The organism is Pedobacter ghigonis (assembly GCF_903166585.1).
Lineage (GTDB): Bacteria > Bacteroidota > Bacteroidia > Sphingobacteriales > Sphingobacteriaceae > Pedobacter > Pedobacter ghigonis.
Genome location: NZ_CAESCM010000008.1, coordinates 182,887 through 206,511 on the forward strand (window position 1 = coordinate 182,887; position 23,625 = coordinate 206,511).

Annotated in this window: 15 protein-coding genes; 11 read left to right on the plus strand and 4 right to left on the minus strand. The window is 40.1% G+C overall.

The window, feature by feature from the left end; all coding sequences use genetic code 11:
* Nucleotides 1–145 precede the first annotated feature (145 nt).
* The 5 genes from HWV58_RS13340 (at nt 146) to HWV58_RS13360 (ending at nt 7,973) form a co-directional block, all read left to right on the plus strand.
* Complete coding sequence (locus HWV58_RS13340; protein WP_175634578.1) at nt 146–2,806, plus strand: alpha-L-rhamnosidase; 2,661 nt, start codon at nt 146–148, stop codon at nt 2,804–2,806.
* 410 nt (nt 2,807–3,216) lie between these two features.
* Nucleotides 3,217–5,817: an ATP-dependent chaperone ClpB gene (clpB, locus tag HWV58_RS13345; RefSeq protein ID WP_175634579.1), complete on the plus strand. Its 2,601-nt coding sequence runs from the start codon at nt 3,217–3,219 to the stop codon at nt 5,815–5,817.
* Nucleotides 5,818–5,955: 138 nt separating this feature from the next.
* Complete coding sequence (locus HWV58_RS13350) at nt 5,956–6,609, plus strand: hypothetical protein (protein WP_175634580.1); 654 nt, start codon at nt 5,956–5,958, stop codon at nt 6,607–6,609.
* A 9-nt stretch (nt 6,610–6,618) separates the two neighbouring features.
* On the plus strand, nt 6,619–7,173 hold the full coding sequence (locus tag HWV58_RS13355; protein WP_175634581.1) for a hypothetical protein: 555 nt from the start codon (nt 6,619–6,621) through the stop codon (nt 7,171–7,173).
* Nucleotides 7,174–7,322: 149 nt separating this feature from the next.
* Nucleotides 7,323–7,973 carry an outer membrane beta-barrel protein gene (locus HWV58_RS13360; protein WP_175634582.1) on the plus strand — a complete coding sequence of 217 codons (651 nt, stop codon included), beginning with the start codon at nt 7,323–7,325 and terminating at the stop codon, nt 7,971–7,973.
* A 51-nt stretch (nt 7,974–8,024) separates the two neighbouring features.
* On the opposite strand, the gene HWV58_RS13365 is transcribed toward HWV58_RS13360, so the two are convergent.
* Nucleotides 8,025–9,227, minus strand: coding sequence for an MFS transporter (locus HWV58_RS13365; protein ID WP_175634583.1), 1,203 nt, complete (start codon nt 9,225–9,227; stop codon nt 8,025–8,027).
* 263 nt (nt 9,228–9,490) lie between these two features.
* Between HWV58_RS13365 and HWV58_RS13370 the strand changes: the two genes are divergently transcribed.
* Nucleotides 9,491–10,792 (plus strand): M12 family metallopeptidase, encoded by a 1,302-nt coding sequence (locus HWV58_RS13370; protein ID WP_175634584.1) that lies wholly within the window; start codon nt 9,491–9,493, stop codon nt 10,790–10,792.
* A 397-nt stretch (nt 10,793–11,189) separates the two neighbouring features.
* Nucleotides 11,190–11,798: an outer membrane beta-barrel protein gene (locus HWV58_RS13375; protein ID WP_175634585.1), complete on the plus strand. Its 609-nt coding sequence runs from the start codon at nt 11,190–11,192 to the stop codon at nt 11,796–11,798.
* 81 nt (nt 11,799–11,879) lie between these two features.
* Here HWV58_RS13375 and HWV58_RS13380 read toward each other — a convergent pair whose 3' ends face one another.
* Both HWV58_RS13380 and HWV58_RS13385 read right to left on the minus strand, forming a co-directional pair.
* Nucleotides 11,880–13,532 carry a M28 family metallopeptidase gene (locus HWV58_RS13380; RefSeq protein ID WP_175634586.1) on the minus strand — a complete coding sequence of 551 codons (1,653 nt, stop codon included), beginning with the start codon at nt 13,530–13,532 and terminating at the stop codon, nt 11,880–11,882.
* Nucleotides 13,533–13,584: 52 nt separating this feature from the next.
* Nucleotides 13,585–16,410, minus strand: coding sequence for a S8 family peptidase (locus HWV58_RS13385; RefSeq protein WP_175634587.1), 2,826 nt, complete (start codon nt 16,408–16,410; stop codon nt 13,585–13,587).
* Nucleotides 16,411–16,533: 123 nt separating this feature from the next.
* Between HWV58_RS13385 and HWV58_RS13390 the strand changes: the two genes are divergently transcribed.
* Nucleotides 16,534–17,370 (plus strand): M57 family metalloprotease, encoded by an 837-nt coding sequence (locus tag HWV58_RS13390; protein WP_175634588.1) that lies wholly within the window; start codon nt 16,534–16,536, stop codon nt 17,368–17,370.
* 466 nt (nt 17,371–17,836) lie between these two features.
* Here the strand turns inward: HWV58_RS13390 and HWV58_RS13395 are convergent, their stop codons facing one another.
* Complete coding sequence (locus tag HWV58_RS13395) at nt 17,837–20,344, minus strand: S9 family peptidase (protein WP_175634589.1); 2,508 nt, start codon at nt 20,342–20,344, stop codon at nt 17,837–17,839.
* Nucleotides 20,345–20,520: 176 nt separating this feature from the next.
* Here HWV58_RS13395 and HWV58_RS13400 point away from each other — a divergent pair, with 176 nt between their 5' ends.
* Genes HWV58_RS13400 through HWV58_RS13410 form a run of 3 tightly spaced genes read left to right on the plus strand, consistent with a single transcriptional unit; the run spans nt 20,521 to nt 23,494 of the window.
* Entirely contained in the window at nt 20,521–21,402 is an 882-nt protein-coding gene (locus tag HWV58_RS13400) for a polysaccharide deacetylase family protein (protein WP_175634590.1), read from the plus strand.
* Nucleotides 21,403–21,425: 23 nt separating this feature from the next.
* The gene (locus HWV58_RS13405; protein ID WP_175634591.1) at nt 21,426–22,289 is read left to right on the plus strand and encodes a polysaccharide deacetylase family protein; all 864 of its coding nucleotides are present in this window, start codon (nt 21,426–21,428) and stop codon (nt 22,287–22,289) included.
* Nucleotides 22,290–22,327: 38 nt separating this feature from the next.
* Nucleotides 22,328–23,494 (plus strand): DUF3298 and DUF4163 domain-containing protein, encoded by a 1,167-nt coding sequence (locus HWV58_RS13410; protein WP_175634592.1) that lies wholly within the window; start codon nt 22,328–22,330, stop codon nt 23,492–23,494.
* The last annotated feature ends 131 nt before the right edge of the window (nt 23,495–23,625 follow it).

The following is a 23,625-nucleotide window of genomic DNA, read 5'->3' on the forward strand; positions in this document are numbered from 1 at the left end:
CCATAGCTTGAGCTGAATGATTTCGGCAACAGGTAAGCATTTAAAGCGAAGTTTTTCTTCGCTTTTTTTTATGCGTAAAAAATCCATTGCGCTTTATCCATCCACACTTTATTTTGATACCTTAGTTTTCAATAAACCGAAAACAATGAAATCTAAATTTCTAAAGGTATCAGCCTTACTTTTTTCACTTTCACCTATTGCTGGTGCTTTTGCCCAAACCACGCTTACCGCACTTAAAACCGAATATTTAACCAATCCAATCGGCTTAGATAATCCAAATCCCCGCTTTACCTGGCAAATGCAGGACAATAGCCAAAATGCAAAACAAAGCGCCTACCGCATTCTGGTAGATACCGATTCTGCTGCATTACTTAACGGAAAAGCTACACAATGGAATACCGGATGGAAACAGTCAGACCTCAGTTTAGTTACTTATTCGGGTCAATTACTAAAACCTTTTACCAAATATTTCTGGCGGCTTGATATTACCAATGGAAATAAAAAAACGATAAGTAAGATTTCTGGTTTTGAAATGGGTATGATGCAGATGGCTAACTGGCAGGGAGCCTGGATTTCGGACACCGAAAATGTTAAGCTTAAACCTGCCCCCTATTTTCGCCAAACTTTTACCACAGGCAAAAAGGTAAAATCGGCCCGGGCTTATATCGCGGCAGCTGGTTTGTATGAATTATCCATCAACGGAAAAAAGATTGGTAACCACCGCATGGATCCGATGTACACCCGTTTCGACAGGCGTACACTCTATGTAACTTATGATATTACTGAAGCCATTAACCAGGGTAAAAATGCCATAGGCGTATTGCTGGGCAATGGCTGGTATAACCATCAATCTACTGCAGTGTGGTATTTCGATCGCGCCCCATGGCGAAACAGGCCAACTTTCTGTTTAGATGTTAGAATTACCTACGATGATGGCACTGTTGAAACCATCAAATCGGGCAAAAACTGGAAAACCGCCTTAAGCCCGATTGTATTTAACAGCATATACACTGCCGAGCATTACGATGCCCGAATGGAAAAACCAGGCTGGAATACCATCAACTTTGACGATAAAGACTGGAAAGATGTGATTTATCGCTCGGCACCATCAAGGAATATTGTGGCACAAGCCCTTCACCCCATCCGAAATGTAGAAGAAATTGCGACCAAAACAGTAAAGAAAATTAACGATACCACCTACCTGTTCGATCTGGGCAGGAATATTTCGGGAGTAAGCAAAATTACGTTGACCGGAGCTGCCGGAACAACTGTTCGTTTAAAACATGGTGAGCGTTTATATGCAAACGGACGTTTGGATATTTCGAATATCGATGCCCATTACCGCCCAACTGATAATACAGATCCCTTTCAAACCGATATCCTGATTCTGAATGGTAAAGCGAAACAAAGTTTTATGCCGCACTTTAACTACAAGGGTTTTCAGTATGTAGAAGTAACCAGCTCTAGCCCTATGGAATTAAAAAAAGAAGATTTGGTTGGCTATTTCATGCACAGCGATGTCCCGGTTTTGGGTGATGTAAAATCGTCTGAACCAATTATCAATAAAATTTATTACGCCACTAACAATTCATACCTGTCAAACCTGTTTGGCTACCCAACCGATTGCCCGCAGCGGGAAAAAAACGGCTGGACAGGTGATGCACAAATTGCCATTGAAACTGGCCTGTATGGCTTTGATGGCATTACCATTTACGAAAAATGGCTGGCCGACCACCGCGACGAACAACAGCCGAACGGCGTATTGCCATCTATTATCCCTACCGATGGCTGGGGCTACGAGTGGGGTAACGGACCAGACTGGACCAGTACCATTGCCATTATTCCCTGGAATGTATACCTGTTTTATGGCGATAAAAAATTACTGGCCGATTGCTACGCGAACATCAAAAAATATGTAGACCATATTGATGAGAACTACCCAAGCGGTTTAACTACCTGGGGTTTGGGCGACTGGATTCCGGTAAAATCCAAATCACCGGTAGAGCTAACCTCTACCTGCTATTATTACGCCGATGCGGTAATTTTAGCCAAGGCAGCAAAAATTCTGAGTAAAAACGACGATTACCTGCATTATACTGCCCTTGTTAAGAAAATAAAAGATGCATTTAATGCCAAATACCTGAACAAAGAAAAAGGAATTTACGGTTCTGGCATACAAACAGAAATGAGTGTACCGCTTTACTGGAAAATTGTTCCAGAAGCATCAGTTGCCCTGGTTGCAAAGAATTTAGCAAAACGCGTTGAAGCAGATGGGTTCCATTTGGATGTTGGCCTGTTGGGCACCAAAGCCATTTTAAATGCTTTAAGCGAAAACGGATATGCCGATGTGGCTTATAAAGTTGCAGCGCAAAAAACCTACCCAAGCTGGGGCTGGTGGATGGAAAACGGTGCCACAACCTTATACGAAAACTGGCCTATTGATGCTAAATCGGATATCTCGATGAACCACATCATGTTTGGCGAAATTGGGGCCTGGTTGTATAAATCACCTGGTGGAATCAGACCTGATGAAAAACAGCCTGGTTTTAAGCATATTATTTTAGAACCGCATGTTGTGGAAGGGTTGGATGCTTTTGAAGCCAGTCACATCGGTCCCTACGGCAAAATTGTAAGTGCATGGAAAAAAACACCTAGTGGTGTTACCTATAAGATTGTTGTGCCACCAAATTCGACCGCGAGTATGGAACTTCCGGTTGTACGCGATAGGAAAATTCTGGTTAATGGTAAAATTAGCAGTAACAAAATAGAACTCACAGCCGGAAAATATACCATTGAGCTTAAATAAAACCCAAAACAAACCTCACAGGTTTTAATAGTACAGTAGCAAAGAAACCTGTAAGGTTTAAACCCACGTATTTTTTAAACGGTGGGTTTTGCGTTAGGGATTGGAAGGGTTTAGTGCCGATTTTTATCGGTACCGGAGCGCAGCGCAGCCCTGAAAAGCCCGGCCCTTTCCCGTTTTTCACGGGATTGGGAAACGCCCAAATTAGTTAACTATTGGCAATTTGCAATTACTCCTATGCGTTAAAGATTCTTCACTGCGTTCAGAATGACAGCAAGCTGGAACACGACATTTTTTCAGCTCAAAACACTAATAATCAGTAATTTAGTCATTAAAAATAATTTCTTACCGACAAAATTTCCGATTCTGAAAATCAAAATCGTAATGGCATTTGTTTTGACCTTAAAGGGAATATGAACTTCAACAATTTTACCATAAAAGCCCAGGAAGCGATTCAACAGGCTTCTGAAATAGCCCAGGGCAACCAGCAACAGGCTATTGAAACAGCACACCTGCTTAAAGGTTTGCTTACTGTTGATGAAAACGTAGTTTCTTATGTATTGAAGAAACTTAACGTTAACCTGAATACTTTAAACCAAAATCTCGATGCAGAGATTGCAAAGTTCCCGAAAGTGAGCGGAAGCAATGTCTATCTGTCATCAAATGCCAATAGTGCTTTACAAAAAGCACAAACATTTTTAAAGGAGTTTAAAGATGAATTTGTTTCAGTAGAACACCTATTATTGGGAATTTTAGCGGTGAACGACTCTGTTTCGAAATTATTAAAAGAACAGGGTGTTAATGAGAAAGACCTGAAAAAAGCTATTGTAGAGCTTCGTGGCGATAATCGCGTAACCGATCAAAATGCCGAAGCCACTTATCAGGCTTTAAGCAAATATGCCCGTAACTTAAACGAATATGCCGAAAGCGGAAAACTGGATCCGGTAATTGGCCGTGATGAAGAAATCCGCCGGGTGATTCAGATTTTATCACGCAGGACCAAAAACAATCCGATTTTAATTGGAGAACCAGGTGTGGGTAAAACCGCGATTGCCGAGGGTATTGCTTTCAGGATTATTAAAGGCGATGTGCCCGAAAATCTGAAAAGCAAAACCGTTTACTCGCTTGATATGGGGGCTTTAATTGCCGGTGCCAAATATAAAGGTGAGTTTGAAGAACGTTTAAAAGCCGTTGTAAAAGAGGTTACCCAAAGTGATGGCGATATCATTTTATTTATCGATGAGATACATACTTTGGTTGGTGCCGGTGGCGGCGAAGGTGCAATGGATGCAGCAAACATCCTGAAACCAGCCTTAGCTCGTGGCGAATTAAGGGCCATTGGGGCAACTACTTTAGATGAGTATCAAAAATATTTAGAGAAAGATAAAGCCCTGGAGCGTCGTTTCCAGAAGGTAATGGTCGAAGAACCTGATACCCAGGATGCCATTTCTATCCTGCGTGGATTGAAAGAACGTTATGAAACCCACCACAAAGTGCGGATTAAAGATGAAGCCATTATTGCAGCAGTTGAAATGAGTCAGCGCTATATTGCCGACCGTTTCTTACCCGATAAAGCCATCGATTTAATGGACGAGGCTGCTTCTAAACTGCGCATGGAAATGGATAGCGTGCCCGAAAATGTAGATGCTTTAGAGCGCGAAATTATGCGCCTCGAAATTGAACGCGAAGCGATTAAACGCGAAAAGGACGACAAAAAAGTTCAGGAGTTATCAGAAGAAATCGCCAATTTATCGGCCGAGCGTGATGAATTTAAAGCTAAGTGGCAGGGCGAAAAAGATCTGGTTGATGCTGTAAATAACCAGATTGAGCAAATTGAGCACTATAAATTAGAAGCCGAACAGGCCGAACGTGCCGGAGATTATGGCAAAGTAGCCGAAATCCGTTACGGAAAAATTAAAGAAGCACAGGATAAAGTTGAACAATTAAAAGCCGATTTAGAAAGCCAGCAAAGCGACAGCCGTATGCTTAAAGAAGAAGTAACAGCCGATGATATTGCAGGGGTAGTTGGCAGGTGGACAGGCATTCCGGTTACTAAACTGATTGCGAGCGAACGAGAAAAGCTTTTAAATTTAGAACATGAACTACACCAACGCGTGGCTGGTCAGGACGAAGCTATTGAAGCCATTTCTGATGCGATCCGCCGTTCGCGTGCCGGTTTGCAGGATAAACGTAAACCAATTGGCTCATTCATATTTTTAGGTACAACGGGTGTGGGTAAAACCGAATTGGCCAAAGCACTGGCCGAGTTTTTATTTAACGATGAAAACGCGTTAACCCGCATCGATATGAGTGAATACCAGGAGCGCCACGCCGTTTCGCGATTAATTGGCGCGCCTCCGGGATACGTGGGTTACGAGGAAGGCGGACAGCTTACTGAAGCCGTTAGACGTAAACCTTACTCGGTGGTATTGCTTGATGAGATTGAAAAAGCGCACCCTGATGTGTTTAACATCTTGTTGCAGGTGCTGGATGATGGCCGCTTAACCGATAATAAAGGCAGAACGGTGAACTTCAAAAATACGATCATCATCATGACCTCGAATATTGGTGCACACTTAATCCAGGATAATTTCAAAAATTTAAGTGATGAAAACCGCGATGAGGTGATTGCGAAAACCAAAAATGAGCTGTTCGAAGTGCTAAAACAAACCATTCGTCCGGAATTTTTAAACCGCATTGACGAATTGATCATGTTCACGCCATTAAACCGCAGCGAAATCAGGAACATTGTAAGCTTACAGTTTAAACAAGTACAGCATACTTTGGCCGAGATGGGCATAGAAATGGAAGCCAGCGACGAAGCTTTAGACTGGCTGGCACAACTGGGTTACGATCCACAGTTTGGTGCAAGACCACTGAAAAGGGTAATCCAGAAAAGAATCTTAAACGAGCTGTCGAAAGAGATATTGGCGGGCAAGGTAGATAAGGACAGTAAAATTAAGTTAGATATGTTCGATCATAATTTTGTGTTCCTGAACCAAAAGGCAGATTAAAACATCTCAAATCAAATCCCATAGATTAATTTCTATGGGATTTTTTTGTTTAATCAAAAGTAACTAACATAATAGTTTCATTGCTTGTTTTTTGTTTCAATAATGATTATTATTGATTACACACAAAAACACAACATCATGAAACCTAAATTAATCATCATGGCGCTACTATGCGCCGTCAGTTGGCGCTGTTATGCCCAAACTGAAAAGGGAACTGGCTTTGCCGGCCTTAGCGTAAGCTTTGGTACCTCTAAACAAAACAGTTCGGCTCCAAGCCTCAACACCTTTACGGTAACCCCTCGCGGAGGCTATTTTTTAGCCAATAACTTAGCCATAGGGCTCGAGCTGCCTTTAAGCCTTTCCAAACTGCGCGGCGAAAGCTACATTTCGTGGGATGAAGAAGATGGCAGATATGAAGATCGTTATGGCCCCAAAGAGTTTAGCTTTGGTTTTTCTCCCTTTCTACGCAAGTATGTTGATGTGAAAAACCATTTCAAGTTTTTTATGCAGGCCAACCTACTGCTTCAGGTTAACACCTTTAACAGAATTGACGATGAAGGATACCTGATTCGTACGGATGCTAAAGTAAAAGGATATGGTGCCAGTTTAAGTCCGGGTTTTACCTACACCATATCCGATCATACCACGCTCGAGTTTTCGTTTCCTATCGTAACCTTCTTCCATCAAAATTACTACGCTTCAGAATCGCTGTACAATTACGATAAAACCAATAACCTCCGACTGGCTTTACAGAACTTCACCCCTACTTTCACAGTCAACGTTCACTTTTAACGCTTCATCATGAAAAACATATTGACCCCTAACACAAATGGCTTAAAAATATTAAGCTGCTTGTTTTTTACTGTCCTTACTTTAAACACAAAGGCACAAGAGATAAAATATTTTAAAAGTATTTTTCCAGAAGAGGACGGAAAGGTTAAATCAATTGGCAATACCAAATTCGAATACTATCGCAGTATCTTTCCTGAAGAAAATGGCAAAATCAAATCCATAGGCGATACCAAATTTGAGTACAACCGAAGTATTTTCCCTGAAGAGAATGGAAAATTAAAATCTGTAGGCAGCAAAACCGTAACCTATTACAGAAGTATTTTCGACGAAGAAAATGGTAAAGTAAAATCAATAGGCAATACCAAAGTGGAGTACTACAGAAGCATTTTTCCGGAAGAAAATGGTAAAATTAAATCCATTGGCGGAGCTCAGATCGAATATCACCGCAGTATTTTCCCTGAAGAAAATGGTAAACTCAAATCCATTTCAGGCCAAACCGGCAGTAATTTTATCTCTTCGCCTATCGAACTCTATCAGTTTATTTTGCAAGAGAATGCTAAATAGGCGTTAGACCCAACTCAATATCCGGTAATTCAGTTCCACCGGATATTTTTACCTACTGAACTTCAATATCTTAACAATAATTTAACTAAATAATTAGTTTTGTTTCAATTTTTTAGTTTATCATTGAATACACAAAAACACAAATGAAAATGAAAAAACAATTATTACTTGTTGCTATGGCAGCGGGATTGTCGCTATCTGCGTTTTCCCAAACAAAAGGTACGAATGCACTGAGCTTTGGTGTGAACACCTACACAAACAAAAACAGTAACAACAGTTACCAGGGAAACAATTACGAAAACAAAACTCAAAACAATACTTTTACACTGGGTTATGGCTATTTCTTTAAAGACAATAGCAAATTTGGATTGGATTTAACCTACGGGCTTGATAAGTATAACAACACCAACAATTCTGAGCAACAACAAAAAAGCTATGGTGGAAATTTAAATTATCAACATTATTTTCCAATTGTAAAAACACTTTTTGCCTATGCAGGGGGTAGAGCTGGTTATACCTACAGCAAAACTAAAAACTTAAACACAAGTCCTAATTACACTCAAGCTAGCACAAACATTGGTAATCAATACAACATTGGTGCTTATGGCGGTATTACCTGGTTTATATCTAAAAAGTTTGCCTTAGAAACTTCCTTATTAAGTGCAGATATTCGATATGCCAAAACAAAACAAACAGAATCAACAGATCAAAGTTTCTATACAAACGAAAACACAAATTTCAATTTAAATACACAAGGTTTCATCAACAATCTTGGCTTTAAGATTTATATCCTATTTTAACCTCAAAATTCTCAATTAAAAAAAATCCCATCGCTGATGGGATTTTTTCTTTTATTTCTTTTTGGTTTCAATATTTGGAAGGAAGCCGGTGAGCAAACCAATCAACGGCAAAAATGCACACACATTAAATACATATTCAATACTGGTCGAATCGGCCAATTTACCTAAAAGTGCCGATCCTATCCCGCCCATACCAAAGGCGAAACCGAAAAACAAACCGGCTACCAATCCCACTTTACCCGGAATAAGCTCCTGCGCATATACCAGTATAGCCGAAAATGCTGAAGCTAAAATCATCCCAATAGGTACAATTAGAACCCCTACCCAAAATAAGCTGGCATGTGGCAATAATAATGCAAAAGGCGCAGTACCTAAAATAGATGCCCAGATTACATATTTCCGACCTATTTTATCGCCAATTGGTCCGCCCAATAACGTTCCGGCAGCTACAGAGAACAGGAATACGAATAAATAAATCTGCGAGGTTTGCACCGAAACATGGAACTTATCAATTAAATAGAAAGTAAAATAATTGGTTAAGCTGGCCATGTAAAAGTATTTGGAGAAGATCAGCAGCAATAAAATACATACCGAGAAAATAACCTTAGTTCTCGAAAACTGGTTAACAACTGTTTGGATATTAACCTTTTTACTTCTTGAAAGCATAAAGCCTTTATACCAGTTGCCTACATAAGTTAAAATGATGATGGCCAAAAGTGCAATAACTGAAAACCAGATCACACTAAACTGTCCGTAAGGCACAATAATCCAGGCCGCCAACAACGGTCCTAAAGAGCTGCCCGCATTGCCACCCAACTGAAAAACAGATTGCGCAAGGCCTCTCTTCCCGCCCGATGCGGCATGTGCCATACGCGAGGCCTCGGGATGAAAAATTGAAGAACCAATACCGATAAAACAAACCGATAATAATATGGTATAAAAGTGCGTAGACTGCGAAAGTGATGCCAAACCAATTAACGTAAAGCCCATACCCGTAGCTAATGAGTAAGGCTGAGGTTTTTTATCGGTATACAAACCTACAAAAGGCTGCAATAACGATGCTGCCAGCTGAAAAGTTAATGTAATTAAACCAATCTGCGAAAAGCTGAGGTGATAACTCGTCTTAATAATGGGGTAAATTGCCGGAATTAACGACTGGATGGTATCATTTAGTAAGTGCGAGAAACTTAATGCAAATAGTATCGGAAAAACAGTTTTTTCAATAATGGCAGTGGTAGAGGTATTTTCAGTCATGGCAAAATATTATAAGCCAAAAATAGCAATTATATTTTTATACCTATTTCATTAGTCAAGCAGCATAAACCTAAAGAATTTTAAAAGTCAATTAAAAATACATTAAAGTAAATATTAAAATACAATTATATTTGGTTAAAATACTACTAACTAGATCAAACATTTTCTATATAATTTCGAAATAGTATTAACTTAAAAAAAACATAAAAAACTATATACCAACATACTACCATCATTTTTACCTAACCAAATACTTAAACCTTATGAAAACAACCAAAATGAAGATCCGGCTGGCGCTATGCTTGGCTACTGGCATTATGCTTACCGTTTTTAGCTGTAAGAAAGTAAATGAGACAAATGCCGGCCCCGATAGAAGCGGTCCTGATCAAACCCACACCTTCACCATAGACGGCAACAAAGTCATCATCAAAGAAATTAACGGGATATATTATTTTGCCGATGATATTACACTTACACCGCAACAGTTTAATCTGTTAAAAGCAAACAGCAATAAATCGTTATCGACTACCGAAAGGGGACTGATTATTAACAACCTGGTAAAACGGTGGACCAATGGAATTGTTTATTATGACCTTACCGGTTTAGGTGCCGACACTTCGTGGACACTGAAAGCCATGCAAAACATTTCGAGGGTATCGCCCGTAGTTTTTGTGAAAAGAACAAGCCAGGCCAATTACATCAATTTTGTAAAAGGTACCGGAAACAGTTCTTCTGTGGGTATGGTTGGCGGTGCTCAAAACCTTAACATCTACAATTACAATTATCCGGGTATATTGATGCACGAAATATTCCATGCACTAGGTGTTAACCACGAACAGTGCAGGCCCGACCGCGATAGCTATGCCATCTTTTATCCCGAAAATGTTCCCGACGAGAAAGAATTCAATTTCAATAAGCTTTCGGCTACGAGCAATACGACAGTTGGCCCTTTCGATTTTGAATCAATTATGATGTACGAACCTTATGCTTTCTCTAATACCGGGCAGCCCAGCATCACCAAACTGGATGGTTCTACCTATCAGTCCAGCTATCCCACAAGCAATTTAACGCCAAGTGATATTGCAACCATTAACCAAATGTACAGTGGCTTTAACTATGTTGGCCTTCCTGCAAATACCAGTTACGAAATTGCAACAGCGCTGGATAACAATAAGCTGCTTAACGTATCGGGTGGCTCATCAAGCGATGGTGCACAGATTATTCTTTACACCGACGGAAATTCTAACAATGCTCGATGGAGTGTAAGCAAAAATGCCGAAGGTTATTACCAGCTATCGCCTTTAAATGCTCCTGGTAAAGTGCTTACTGTAGTGGGTGCTGCTACAGCAAACGGTACTAAACTCGAAATAAGAACCAATAGCAATACTACTGCACAACAATTTAACATTATACCGGTAGATGGTGGTTATTATACCCTATCTCCACGCAATGTGCCTTCAAAAAATGTAGATGTGCCTGGTAGCAATACCGCAAACAGCACTTTGCTTAATATCTGGTCGGAAGGCAGCGGAAATAACCAGAAATTTAAATTCAATACCTATTAACAAAACCATAAAATGATGGTAGGAAAAGCAAGCGGGCGAATATCCCGTTTGCTTTTTTGTTTCCCCCCTGCTCAAACCACCGAATGAATTAAAGCTGTCCTAAAAAACTGTCAAATTGTACTGCCTAAAAATCTGACATTTATACAAAAAAAGTCAAATTGTCAATTTGTCACGAGTAAAAAATTAATCGATCGATTGATTTTTGGTCACACGAAAATAATATTGAGTTAACCCTAAATTTACATCTAACTATAAACTAAGGGGTTGACAGAAAACTGATTTTTTGATGACTTAAGCCGGGTTTTTTGGCACAAGTGTTGACTTTTAGGCAAATATAGTCAGACATTAAAATAGTAAAACTGGCTATATTTTAACACAATATATAATTAATAAAACAATGAAAAAACTATTATTATCATTAGTAGCAGTAGCAGGTTTAGCTTTTGGTGCAAAAGCACAAACTGAAAAAGGAAAATTTATTTTAGGCGGTAATGTTGGTTTCAATTCAACAAAAGTAGAAGGCGCTGCAAAATCAGATATCGACTTTAGTGTAATACCAAGTGTTGGTTATTTTGTAAGCAACAACTTTGCAATCGGTACCGGTGTAGGTTATACTTACGCTAAAACTGTAAGCGGAGCAGTTCCAAACCAGATCGGTGCTTTCCAGGTTTCCCCTTTTGGCCGTTACTATGTTGGTTTATCAGAGCAATTTAAATTCTTCGGACAATTATCAGTTCCTATGGCTTTCGGTACCGTAAAAGCAGTTGATGCTAACGGCGATACAGGTGCTAAAGTGGGTACAACTACATCAATTGGTGTTAACGTTGCTCCAGGTTTTGCTTTCTTCCCAACTAAAAGAATCGGTATCGAAGTATCGGTTAACGGTTTAGGTTATGCAAACAACCAAATCAAATCTGAAGCAACTGGTGCAAAAACAACCAGCAACTCTTTCGGTTTAGAAGCTAATACTTTCGCACCAAAATTAGGTGTACAGTTCCACTTTTAATTAAATCCTTCCGGCAGGAAGCATTTAACTAATGACTTTTTTTCAAAGAGCGCCCCGAAATACCATCGGGGCGCTTTTTGTTTATTTCTTTTCTCTGATGGCTTTAAACTCCGAGCCAGCTTTCCACTTTGGAAAACCAGCTTCATTGCTTAAACGATAGCCCATATCGAAAAGCATACGTACATCTTCTACAATACCTGATAAATCCCATGTTTTGGCATCAAAATTATCTTGTGGCGAATGGTAGCGGAGTTTGGTAAAATCTGCTACCTGCTTCAGTCCCCACGCCCTGCCATGCTCAATATTATCAACACCCGATCCTGTAAATAAAGAAGGAACACCAACTTTGGCCAGGTTAAAATGATCGGAGCGGTAATACAGACCTGACGACGGAACTGGATCGGGAACAATTACCCTTCCCTGTTTTTTAGCGGCCTCGCTGGCATAATCTTCCAGTTCCGACTGACCGAAACCATAAACCACAATATCTTTTGTTTTGCCAGCTATCCCCATCATATCCATATTGATATTGGCTACGGTTTTAGCCAACGGAAAAACCGGATGTTTGGCATAATATTCTGAGCCCAATAAACCCTGCTCTTCTGCAGTATAGGAAATAAATAAAATAGTGCGTTCGGGGCTTTTGGGTAGTTTTTTAAATGCCGAAGCAATTTCGAATAGAGAAGCTACGCCTGTAGCATTATCAACGGCACCATTGTAAATAGAATCGCCTTTTACCTGCTCTCCTATCCCCAAATGATCCCAGTGTGCCGAATAAATAATGGCTTCATCTTTCTGCCTGTTGCCCGGTATGGTGGCCAGTACATTATAGCTAACCGACTTTTTAATGGTATTTTTAACCTTCAGCGAAGTAGTAATATTTAAATCAATTGCTTTAAAACCTTTCTTACGTGCGTCTAAAGCCAGTTTATCGAATGATTTTCCATCCAAAGCGAAAAGCTGTTTTGCTTTATCCAGGCTAATCCATCCTTCAATTACTGCTCTGCTCATTCCGTTATCGGGCGATTGCAGGTTGAGCTTGGATTTAGACCAGCCACTTCTTACAACCGTCCAGGGATAAGCTGCAGGTTCGGTATCGTGTACGATAATAATTCCAGCCGCACCCTGTCTGGCTGCTTCTTCAAATTTATAAGTCCAGCGGCCATAATAAGTCATATTTTTCCCTTTAAACAAGGCAGAGTCGGCAAACCCCGGATCGTTGATCAATACCACTACTGTTTTGCCTTTTACATTTAAGCCGGCGTAATCATTCCAGCCATACTCAGGCGCAACAATGCCATAGCCGGCAAAAACCAAAGGCGAATTATTAATACTTACCTCCTCTTGTACGCGCCTGGTACCAGCCACAAAATCGGTTAAATAATTCAGGCTAAGTGATGTGGTTTTGCCTTCAAATACCATGTTATTTTCAGGCACCGATTTAATTTCTACCATGGGCACTTCTTGAAAATAACTATCGCCATTGCCTGGCTTTAAGCCCAGATGTTCGAATTGCGATTTTAAATAATTAATGGTTTTGGTTTCGCCTTCGGTAAAAGGCTTTCTTCCCTGAAGGCTGTCGGCAGCAATTACCGAAAGGTATTGCGTTAAGCTGCTGTCGTTAATGGCTTTAATGGCTAAAGAATCGGCAGAGCCTCCGGCTGTTTTTGTTCCTTGCCTGCACGATGCAAAAAAGAAAAATGTACAAGCAGAAAACATTAGTATTTTTTTCATGAACATGGTATTATTTTTTGTAAAATAAGAAGAATAGGCAACATTTGAGCGATTACCTCTTAATCAGCTTAAACTTTTTAACATGCTGGCCATTCTGTACAATTACTCCCACATAAACACCTGCCGCAAGTGAATTCAGGTTAAAACGGTTGGTGCTCGATGCTTTTTCGTCAAAAACTTTTTGCCCCAGCATATTGTACAGCGAGAGGTTATAATCTTTAAACGAACCGCTTAGAATAGTGAGGTAGTCTGTAACCGGATTGGGGTAGAAAGAAAAATCGTCTTCTTTCAGAAAAACCGCCGAAGCCAGATCGCTATTATACCTCCCATTGGCGGTTTCGAAAGTAACACGGTAAAATTGTATGCCTGGTTTAGGTTTCTCATCAAAAATAGTGTAATCGAGCTGGTTTTGAACTGGCGGTGTTTGCTTCAAAACGGTGTAGGTGTTTACACCAGTTTGTTTCTCCCAAACGATGTTTTTAATATCGAGTGTGGTACCAATACTCAGGTCGAGCCTGATTTTATCATCTGTGGTATTATTTGCCGCTAAACTTCTTACGTAACAGGCAATCCCCTGCTGGGTGTAATCGATCGTATAACTCTTTAGCCCTGTAAAACCGGCACCATTTGCGGCTACAGCAAAATAATTACTGTTTATTTTGCTCCTATCTATTTTAGTTAAGGTATCGGTTACATTTAAAACCGGACTTAACACATTGTTCACCAGTCCATATACCGTATAATCTTTGGCACCAGATTGAGGGTTCCAGTTTAAAACAATACCATCGTTACATACATAACCTACTTTTAATACCCGAGGGCTGGAAACTACAAAAGATGGACTTAAAATCACATTTCCTTCTACTTCCATCTTCAAAATAGCTTTTGAAAACCGGTCAGGTGCATTCCAGTTGTACAATCCCCTGCTTAAATCCACACCGGCCGCAATTGACTCCCAGGTTAAGCCTTCATCATAACTCACCGATAAGTTACCTGATTTAGAAGCATAGGTATTATCCCATCGGATATAATTACTTTCAGTGGCAAAAAAACTACCTTCTTTTTCGGGAGTGATAAATGAAAAAGTATTTTTAAGCTTGTAGCTGTAGGCCAGTGCAAAATTCTGTTGGTTGCCCTGGGTAATCCGATCGCCTTTTACATGAACTTTAAAACTAGCGGCTGCCGGATTTTCTAAAGTAACCTGCTGGATATTATTGATTAGATCGGCTTTCCGTACAGCAGGTGATGAAAGTGAATTTAAATCGGCTGCAGCATTTAAAACCCATGGTAAAGTTAAACTTCCCCCAGGATTTTCGAGACTCAAATCTAAACCGTTTACCAGGCCCTGCGCTGCATTAACCACCGCAGCAGGATCATTCCAAACCAGGGTAATTTTAACTTCGGCAACATTAGCCGGTACATTTAAGGGGATGGTTAAATCCTGGGCTTTGGCTACCGTGTAAAGCGCAACCCTGTCATCGGCCAAAGTTTTTAAAGTCTGGGTTACATTTAGTTTGCCGTAACCATACACATAATCTACCTGTGGCGTTCCCAAATCATCGGCAGCGTTAATTAAAGCTGCTTTAATCAGCGAAGCTGAAGGCGCTTTTTTGAATTTCTGTCGATAAAACTGCTCCAAAAGTACAACCGATCCGCTTGTAATGGCCGCAGAGCCCGAAGTACCATCTTCTCCCAAAGCCACCAGTTCTGGTTTTACACGCCCATCATAAGCCGGACCTTTACTACTTAAATTTTCAGAAACATTTTCTCTATTTACACCACCAATAACCAACACATTTTTAGCCTGTTTAAAATTACCTGTTAAATTAGCCCTGGCCGCTATGCCCTGATAAAAACCAGCTGAAGGTGTTTGTGTACCACTGTTTCCGGCCGAAAAAACATGGATTAAGGTATCAGTTTCAAAAACCTGTTTATCGTATGCAGCAGCTTCGATACCATAATTATTATCAATACCCACACCATACGAATGGTTTTGCACCCGGACCTGAAATTTATTCAAATCACCGGGCAAATCAGGCAGCAGGTTATCGAAACTCGAAAATGCCAGCCTGGCCTTTGGTGCTGCACCCAATCCCCTGATAAACGAATTGCCATTACCTATGGCGAGAGTTGCCATAGTGGTGGCATGCGAGGTTGCTTTACCAGTTAGTATTGCTCCCGGTACCGTTTTACCTAAAATATCGAGATCCGCTACATCATACATCCCTTCTTTTAGTGAAAGGTTGATGCCGGTTCCATCAATACCCGGAAACAGGCTTTGCGCATTGGCAATCTGGTTTAGTCCCAAATCCAGCCCATTAATTACCACCTCATTTTTCGCTACTGCTATAATATCAGCATACAGCACCTCATCCTGCTCTAAGACCGGCATTAAATCATCTGGCAAAATATAAACTACGCAAATATTATTTGTCCGATCAACCGAGATTACCTTTAAATTTTTAAGGAAAACAGGCAAAACATTAAGGCTTTTAACGGCCAGCCTAACCTGAACGGAATCGCCTTTTTTACTGCCCTTATTGAGTACTTTCATTAAGCCATCACTTACTTTCCATAAGCCATTGGCGCTACCCTGGTAAACAAGATCAGGCGAAAGTGTAGAAACAGCACCTTTCTCAACAATAAAGTAGTCGCCGGAGAGCTTCTTTTTAGGTTTTAATAATTGAATTTCGCTTGTGGTTAAAGCACGCTTAAACTTCACCAATAACAGCTCATTTGGATGTAATAATTCGATATTACCCTTGGCTGAAATAAATTTTTTAAAATTTTTATCTACTCCTACAGGTTGTGATTGTGCCTTTAAATCAAATACACAAAGACATAACAATATAACTAAAAATACAGTGCTAACTTTCAAGAATAATTTATTTGTAAAATTTTGCTTACATCACAATTCTTCTCTAAATTAGTATTTATAAGGTAATTAGCAAACTATTATTAACTAACTTATTCAATCATTATTCATTTAAACCTAACTGAAATGAAAAACACCAAATTTTTATCAGTGGCAACTGCGTGCCTTTTATCCACTGTGTTATTTTCTTGTAAAAGTAATAATACAGAGAACACGGTAGAGAACAAGACTGATATTTCAAACAACACGCTTGCACAGATCAAATCGCTTGGCTTCAGTACTGACAATATCCGTAAAATAGACGAAGGTTATTTAGTTGAGGGAGATATCCTTTTAACTGATGACAATTTAACCGAAGTTTCGACGGATGCGAATCTGAACATTGCAGAAACCGAGCAATATAGAACCACCAATACCGTTAAATCTTTACCTCGCGTAATTACTGTTTCGGTTACCAACCTGCCACAAGTGTACAGCGATGCGGTTAATACCATGATTTCGAGGTACAACTCTTTGGGCTTACGTATAACCTTCCAGAGAGCGGCTACCGGTACAACCGGCAACATTAATGTAGTTGGCTTTAACGAAGGGCCTAGTGGTGGTTTTATTACTTTAGGTTCGGCCGGTTTCCCTACTGCTTCGGGTAATCCTTACAATCAGATCAGAATGAATACCAATGCAGCAGCTTATGGCAGCAATCCAAATTTATTGTACCTGGCTTCAGTGATCCAGCACGAAGTAGGGCATTGTATTGGTTTCCGTCATACCGACTACATGAACCGTGCCTTTAGTTGTGGTGCCAGTGGTGCCGGCAACGAAGGTAAATCAACTGTAGGAGCGGTAAGAATTCCGGGTACACCTTCGCAGCCAGATGCAGCTTCATTTATGTTAGCCTGCTCAAATGGCGGTAACCGTACCTTTAACGCAAACGACGTAATTGCGGTAAACTACCTTTACAAGTAAAAACAAATCAGATCAGATCAGCTAATTACCTTAAAGGTTCCGAATCATATTCGGAACCTTTTTTTGTTTTCCCAGGGCAAACAAATGATGGTTTGTGCAGACACAAACCATGACATTAAAACCAAGAAAATAGCATTTGAAATGCTGCACGGAGTTAAATAAACCTGATCGCGCCAGATAGCTCCCGATTCCTTCAAATCGGGACTATGGGCAAGAGCAGGACTGCAATAACCGAAGTACTACAGCAATTGCTTTTCAAAATATAAAGATTGGATGTTGGTGTTAGGAAATGGGATAGTAAATAAGTGATTTGTGATGACACGAACCACGACCACAAACCATGGCAACAGCATAACAACTCGAAACCACCGTGTTTTTCCGTGCATCCGTGGCCCATACACCTTAAAAAGCATAAAAAATGCCCTGTGTTTCCACAAGGCATCTCTTAAATTATTCAAACTAAAAATTACTTCCCGTTTTGTTCTATATCGCGGTCCATTTCTACCAGATCGACATCACTTGGCGTAGAAAAATCACCAATTAAATATTTATTAAAGTGATCGGCCAGTTTCCAGAACGCATATTCTGTCATATCGCCAAATCCATGGCGCTGCCCCGGAATGAGTAGAAAATCGAAACGCTTGCCAGCTTTCATCAATGCATTGGCCACGCGGATTGAGTTTGCAGGGTGCACATTGTTATCAACATCGCCGTGCATCAGCAATAAATGGCCTTTAAGGTTCTTCGCCAAATCAGGGTTTTTATCGATGCTATATTTAAATGAAGTATCGCCTTTCAAAGAAATGGTTTCTTTTACGCCATGGTGTTTCTCACTCCACCAACGGTTGTAAATGCTGTTGTCGTGGTTTCCAGCATTGGAAACAGCTGCTTTAAAGAAATCGGGGTAAACCAACATCGCCGCTGTAGACATAAATCCACCGCCTGAGTGTCCGGTAATGCCCACTTTGGTTTCATCAATGAAGGCATATTTTGAGGCCAGTTGCTCAACAGCAGTTTTCTTATCAGCCAAACCGTAATCGCGCAGATTTCCGTAACCGTAAGTATGGTACCATTTAGAACGCGAAGGATTACCACCACGGTTACCCACTGTAATTACGATGTAGCCAAATTGCGCCAGGCGCTCGGTGCGGTCCATGCTTTTGCTGAAGGCTTTGTTTACCGCCTCGGTTTGCGGACCCGGATAAACGTACTCAATAATCGGATATTTTTTATTCGGATCGAAATCAAAAGGCTTATACATTACCCCGTACAAATCGGTAATGCCATCATCTGCTTTTATTTTAAACGGCTCAGGAAATTTATAACCGGCAGCTACCAGCAAAGAAATATCGGTAGTTTCGAGTTCCATTACTTTTTTACCTGTACCATCATACAAAGTAGATTTTGGTGCTGTGTTTACTCTCGAGTAGTTATCAACAAAGAAAGAACTGTTATCGTTCATGTTACTGGCATGGTCAAAATCGCCTGCGTTTAACAGCTTCATGTTCGATCCATCAAAATTAATGCTGTATAAATGCAAATAGTAAGGATCTTCTTTCCCTTCCCTGCCATTTGCAGTAAAATAAAGCACACGCTTTTTCTCGTCGATATTGACAATACTTTCGCAATGGAAAGCTCCTTTTGTGATCTGGTTCTTCAATTTACCATTTCCATCAAAAAGGTAGAAATGAGCCCAGCCATCGCGTTCGCTCCAATGAATCAGCTCCTTACCATCGTTTACAACCCCCGGACGGTTTACTTCAACATAAGTATTAAAACGCTCATCAATTATAGGCGTAACTTTACCTGTGGCAATATCAACCGTACCGATATCGATGCGTTTTAAATCGCGGCTGGTGCGCGAAAAATAGAAACGGCTGTCGTTACCCAACCAAACCGACGGACGAAATTCGTTATCGCGGTCTTTATTTAAAGCTGGTTTGCTCCAAACCGAAATACTCTGATCTTTAAATGCAGCAACACTTAGTTTCTTATAGGTTTTCGCATTGAAATCAAACAACAGTACTTCATCCTGAGGGGCTTCAGCCTCGCCAGGCATCTGGTATTTATACGTTTCTAAAGTCGGGCGACCGGCAGTAACGCTATTGATTACCCAAAGGTCTTTCACCTTGCGCGAATCGGTACGATCTAATACAAAATACTTTGAATTAGGCGACCAAAGTACATAAGCACCGCGGCGTTTCTTGTTATTTTTTTCGTTCTCTACATTATTCTCGCCATCTCCATCACTTCCGTACGAATAGAATTTAACACCATCTTTAGTTAACTGGTGCTCTACAATCGTGCTGTCGTCTTCGTTCTTAACAGCCTTTTTGTAGTTTTCTTTATCCATCCAATACAGGTTGTAATTGCGAGAAAAGATAATCGCCGATGAATCGGGTGCTACCGAACCCCAGCCTGGTTTAGGTTTCGGCCTGCTGAAATTAGGGATTTCAGTGAGTTTTGCACTTGCCAGCTCATATTTGAAAGAATAGATTTTCTTCTGCATCGAATCGGCCCCTTTTTTATCCTTGCGGTCTTTTTTCAGCTCATCAACTGTACTTTTAATTTCGAAAGAAATACTTTTTTCATCCTGAGCAAATTTCAGGTTTTCTAAAGGCAAGTGCTCAGCATCGAAAGGATCGCGCACAATCAAGGTAATGTCTGCAGCCAGTTTAGCATTATCGAACATTATTTTTTTGCTTTTCGCAGCCGGATCAACCAGGTACCAGAATTTCCCCTTCGGACTTTCGAAAGTGTACCAGAAACGGTTGCTCAGTTTTAACCAATGTGGATCTACAGCCGTAGAATACACCATTTTTTTAAGTTTATTTGGCGAAAAACGCGAAGCAAGCTGATAATTTGCCTTAGGTTGCGGCTGAATATTCTCGGTAATGGTAAATGTTTTGGTTTGTGCAGCGACAGTTAACGACAAAAACTGCGCGCAAACAAGTAGTTTGTAAAGTTTATTCATGAATAATTGTTTGGAGCGGCTAAATTATTTAATTAAAGCCGATTAAGTGGTGAAATTTTGTAATAAAAACGATAGCTTATTTAAATATCACTCAGGCACAAATAATTATCAACAACATTACAATTGGTATAAAATAACTAAGGGATTTTATAGTTTTGCAAGCATATATAATGACTATGAAATACAGCCTACTAACATTAATAACAGCAGGTGCAATCCTATTCGCCAGCTGCCAATCTAAATCACAACCAGAAAGTTCAACAGGAAAAGATTCTACGGGAAAATCAACACAGACAAGTGGAAACACCGGAGCTGCTGCAGTCGACGTATCGAAAATAAAAGTGGCTGATGCTAAAACCATCCTGGCCAGGAAACAAGTACCTATTTTATGTTACCACCAGGTAAGAAACTGGAAACCAACCGATGGAAAAGTGGGTAAAGACTACATTGTAGAAATCCAGAATTTTAAAGATCAGATGAAAATGCTGGCAGATAGTGGCTATCATACCATCCTGCCCGATCAGCTTTATGCTTACCTGAATACCGGCGCAGCCTTGCCAAGCAAACCTATTATGCTCACTTTCGATGATACCGATATGGATCAGTTTACGATTGTACGCCCTACCTTAGATAAGCTGGGCTTTAAAGCAGTTTATTTTATCATGACCGTATCGATTGGCCGTAAAGGTAAATTTGTTGATTACATGACTAAAGAGCAGATTAAACAGCTTTCTGATGAAGGAAATGTAATTGGCAGCCATACTTACGACCATAAAAACTTTAAAAAATATGCTGGTAAAGACTGGGAAGAGCAACTGGATAAACCAACCAAAAAACTTGAAGAAATTACAGGTAAAAAAATGACCGAATTTGCTTACCCTTTTGGTTTATGGAATGCAGAAGGTATTCCTGAACTGAAAAAACGTGGTTTCAGAATGGCTTACCAACTTTCAACCAAACGCGATGAAAAAGACCCATTGTTTACCATCCGTCGTATTATTGCAAGTGGTTACTGGTCGCCAAAAACATTGAGCAACAGCATTAAGAACAGCTTTTAATTTCTTTACATTTTAAAAGGAACATGAAAAATTTTCTGCTCTACAGCGCCCTTTCATCCCTGTTATTCGCTTCATGTCAGCCGTCAAATGCGGCAAAGGAAAAACCTGCTGCAAAAACAGCTACCGAAGCGGCTAAAATTGATTCGGCAAATACGAAACCTGCTGATGCCAAAACCATACTGGCCCGCCGGGAAGTTCCGGTTTTGTGTTATCATCAAATCAGAAATACAACTGCCAGCGATAGCAAAAGGGCGCACGATGATATCATTGCGCCCGATAAATTCAGGGAGCACATGAAAATGCTGGCAGATAGTGGATATCATTCTATTTTGCCCGATCAGCTTTACGATTACCTGGTGTATGGAGCCAAACTACCAGAGAAACCGATTATGATTACTTTCGATGATACGGATGAAGATCAGTTTACGGTTGGTAACACCACGCTTAAAAAACACGGCTTTAAGGGCGTTTATTTTATCATGACGGTATCGATTGGTAGAAAAGGCCGCATCAATTACATGACCAAAGAGCAGATTAAGCAACTGTCTGACGAAGGAAATACGATTGCCAGTCATACTTACGACCATAAAAATTTCGCACAGTTTACCGATGAAGACTGGAAACCCCAGATTGATGAACCGACCAAAAAACTGGAAGAAATTACGGGTAAAAAAGTCGAATATTTCGCCTACCCTTATGGAGTGTACAAAGCGGCAAACCTGCATAAACTAAAAGAACATGGTTTTAAAGCGGCTTTTATTTTATCGACCGCAAGAGATGAAAACTATCCCCTGTACACAATCAGAAGGATCATTGACCCGGGAAGATATACGGCAAAAAATCTTTATTACAGCATTAACAAGAGCTTTAATAAAACAAAATCCTAGTTTCGACTGTAAGTTATAAGCAAATTAACCGTTGCCTTATGAAATATCTTATTCCTTTTTACCTTTTCGGATTGCTGATTGTATCGGCCTGTAACAATGCTAAAAACAGCACAGCAAATAACGAAAGTACCGACAGCACTAAAACAACCGAAACCGCTTTACCCGAAAACTTTTACAAACGTTTAACAGGTACCATTGCCGGTAAAACGGTAGTAATGAACCTGCAAAAGGTAAACGGAGATTATGATGGAAACTATTATTACGACGGTTCGTGGTTAAATTTGGCAAGCGATACCTTAATTGGTAAAGATAGCGTAGTACTGCGTGAGAACAGTTTTTACGATTATTATTTCGATCAGAACGCTAAGCAACCTCACCTTTCTTTAAAATGGACTGGTAATGCATTTAAAGGTACCTGGCAAAGTGGCGATAAAACCAAAACACACCAGGTTTTACTTACAGAAGAGTATCCTGATGGCAGTTACGAATTTACGGCAGGCATTTATCAGGATTCGGCAAAGGCTTTTGCCAATAAAACCAAATCGCCTTCAGCACAAATTAGTTTTGAATACCTACAGCCAAAAAAACAAGATGATCAGGGCACCTGGTTAAATGACCAGCTTAAACATATATCGGGCATCAAAAACAATGCAGAACGCGAAACCGGCTTTAAAACCATAGCGCAGGCTTACTTTAAAGATTACAAAAGCGAAGTAGCCGACCAGCAAAAAAACGGGAGAACCGATGATTTTGAGGCCTGGATGAACTACACTAACAACAGTCAGCAAAGTATAAACTACAATGGCAATGGCTATGTAGTTATCGATTTTTTAGCGGATAGCTATACCGGAGGGGCACATGGTAATTACAGCAGCACCATGTATTGCCTGGATGTTCAAAACAAAAAACAAATGAGTTTGAGCGACGTAATCAAAATTGACTCCAATACATTACAGCGCATTTTAGAGAAAAACTTCAGAAAAGAATATAACGTTAAAGCAACTGATGCATTAAATACAGTTTTATTCGATAATTATTTAAAACCCAATAAGAACTTTTATTTTAACAGCAGCGGTCTTGCTTTTATGTACAACCCTTATGAGGTGGCCAGCTATGCCCAGGGACAAATTGTGGTGTTTATTCCCTTTACAGAACTAAAACCTTACCTGTTGCCGGCTTTTGTAGCAAGAATGGGTTTGAAATAAATTTTATCGCGTTTAAAAAGCTGAATTACAAAGCGAACTGATGTTCTGCGTTTATCACCTTAATCAGCGGGAATAAATATTAACAAAATGGTTCCCGCAGGCTAAACAGATTTACTCGCAGATTTTAATAT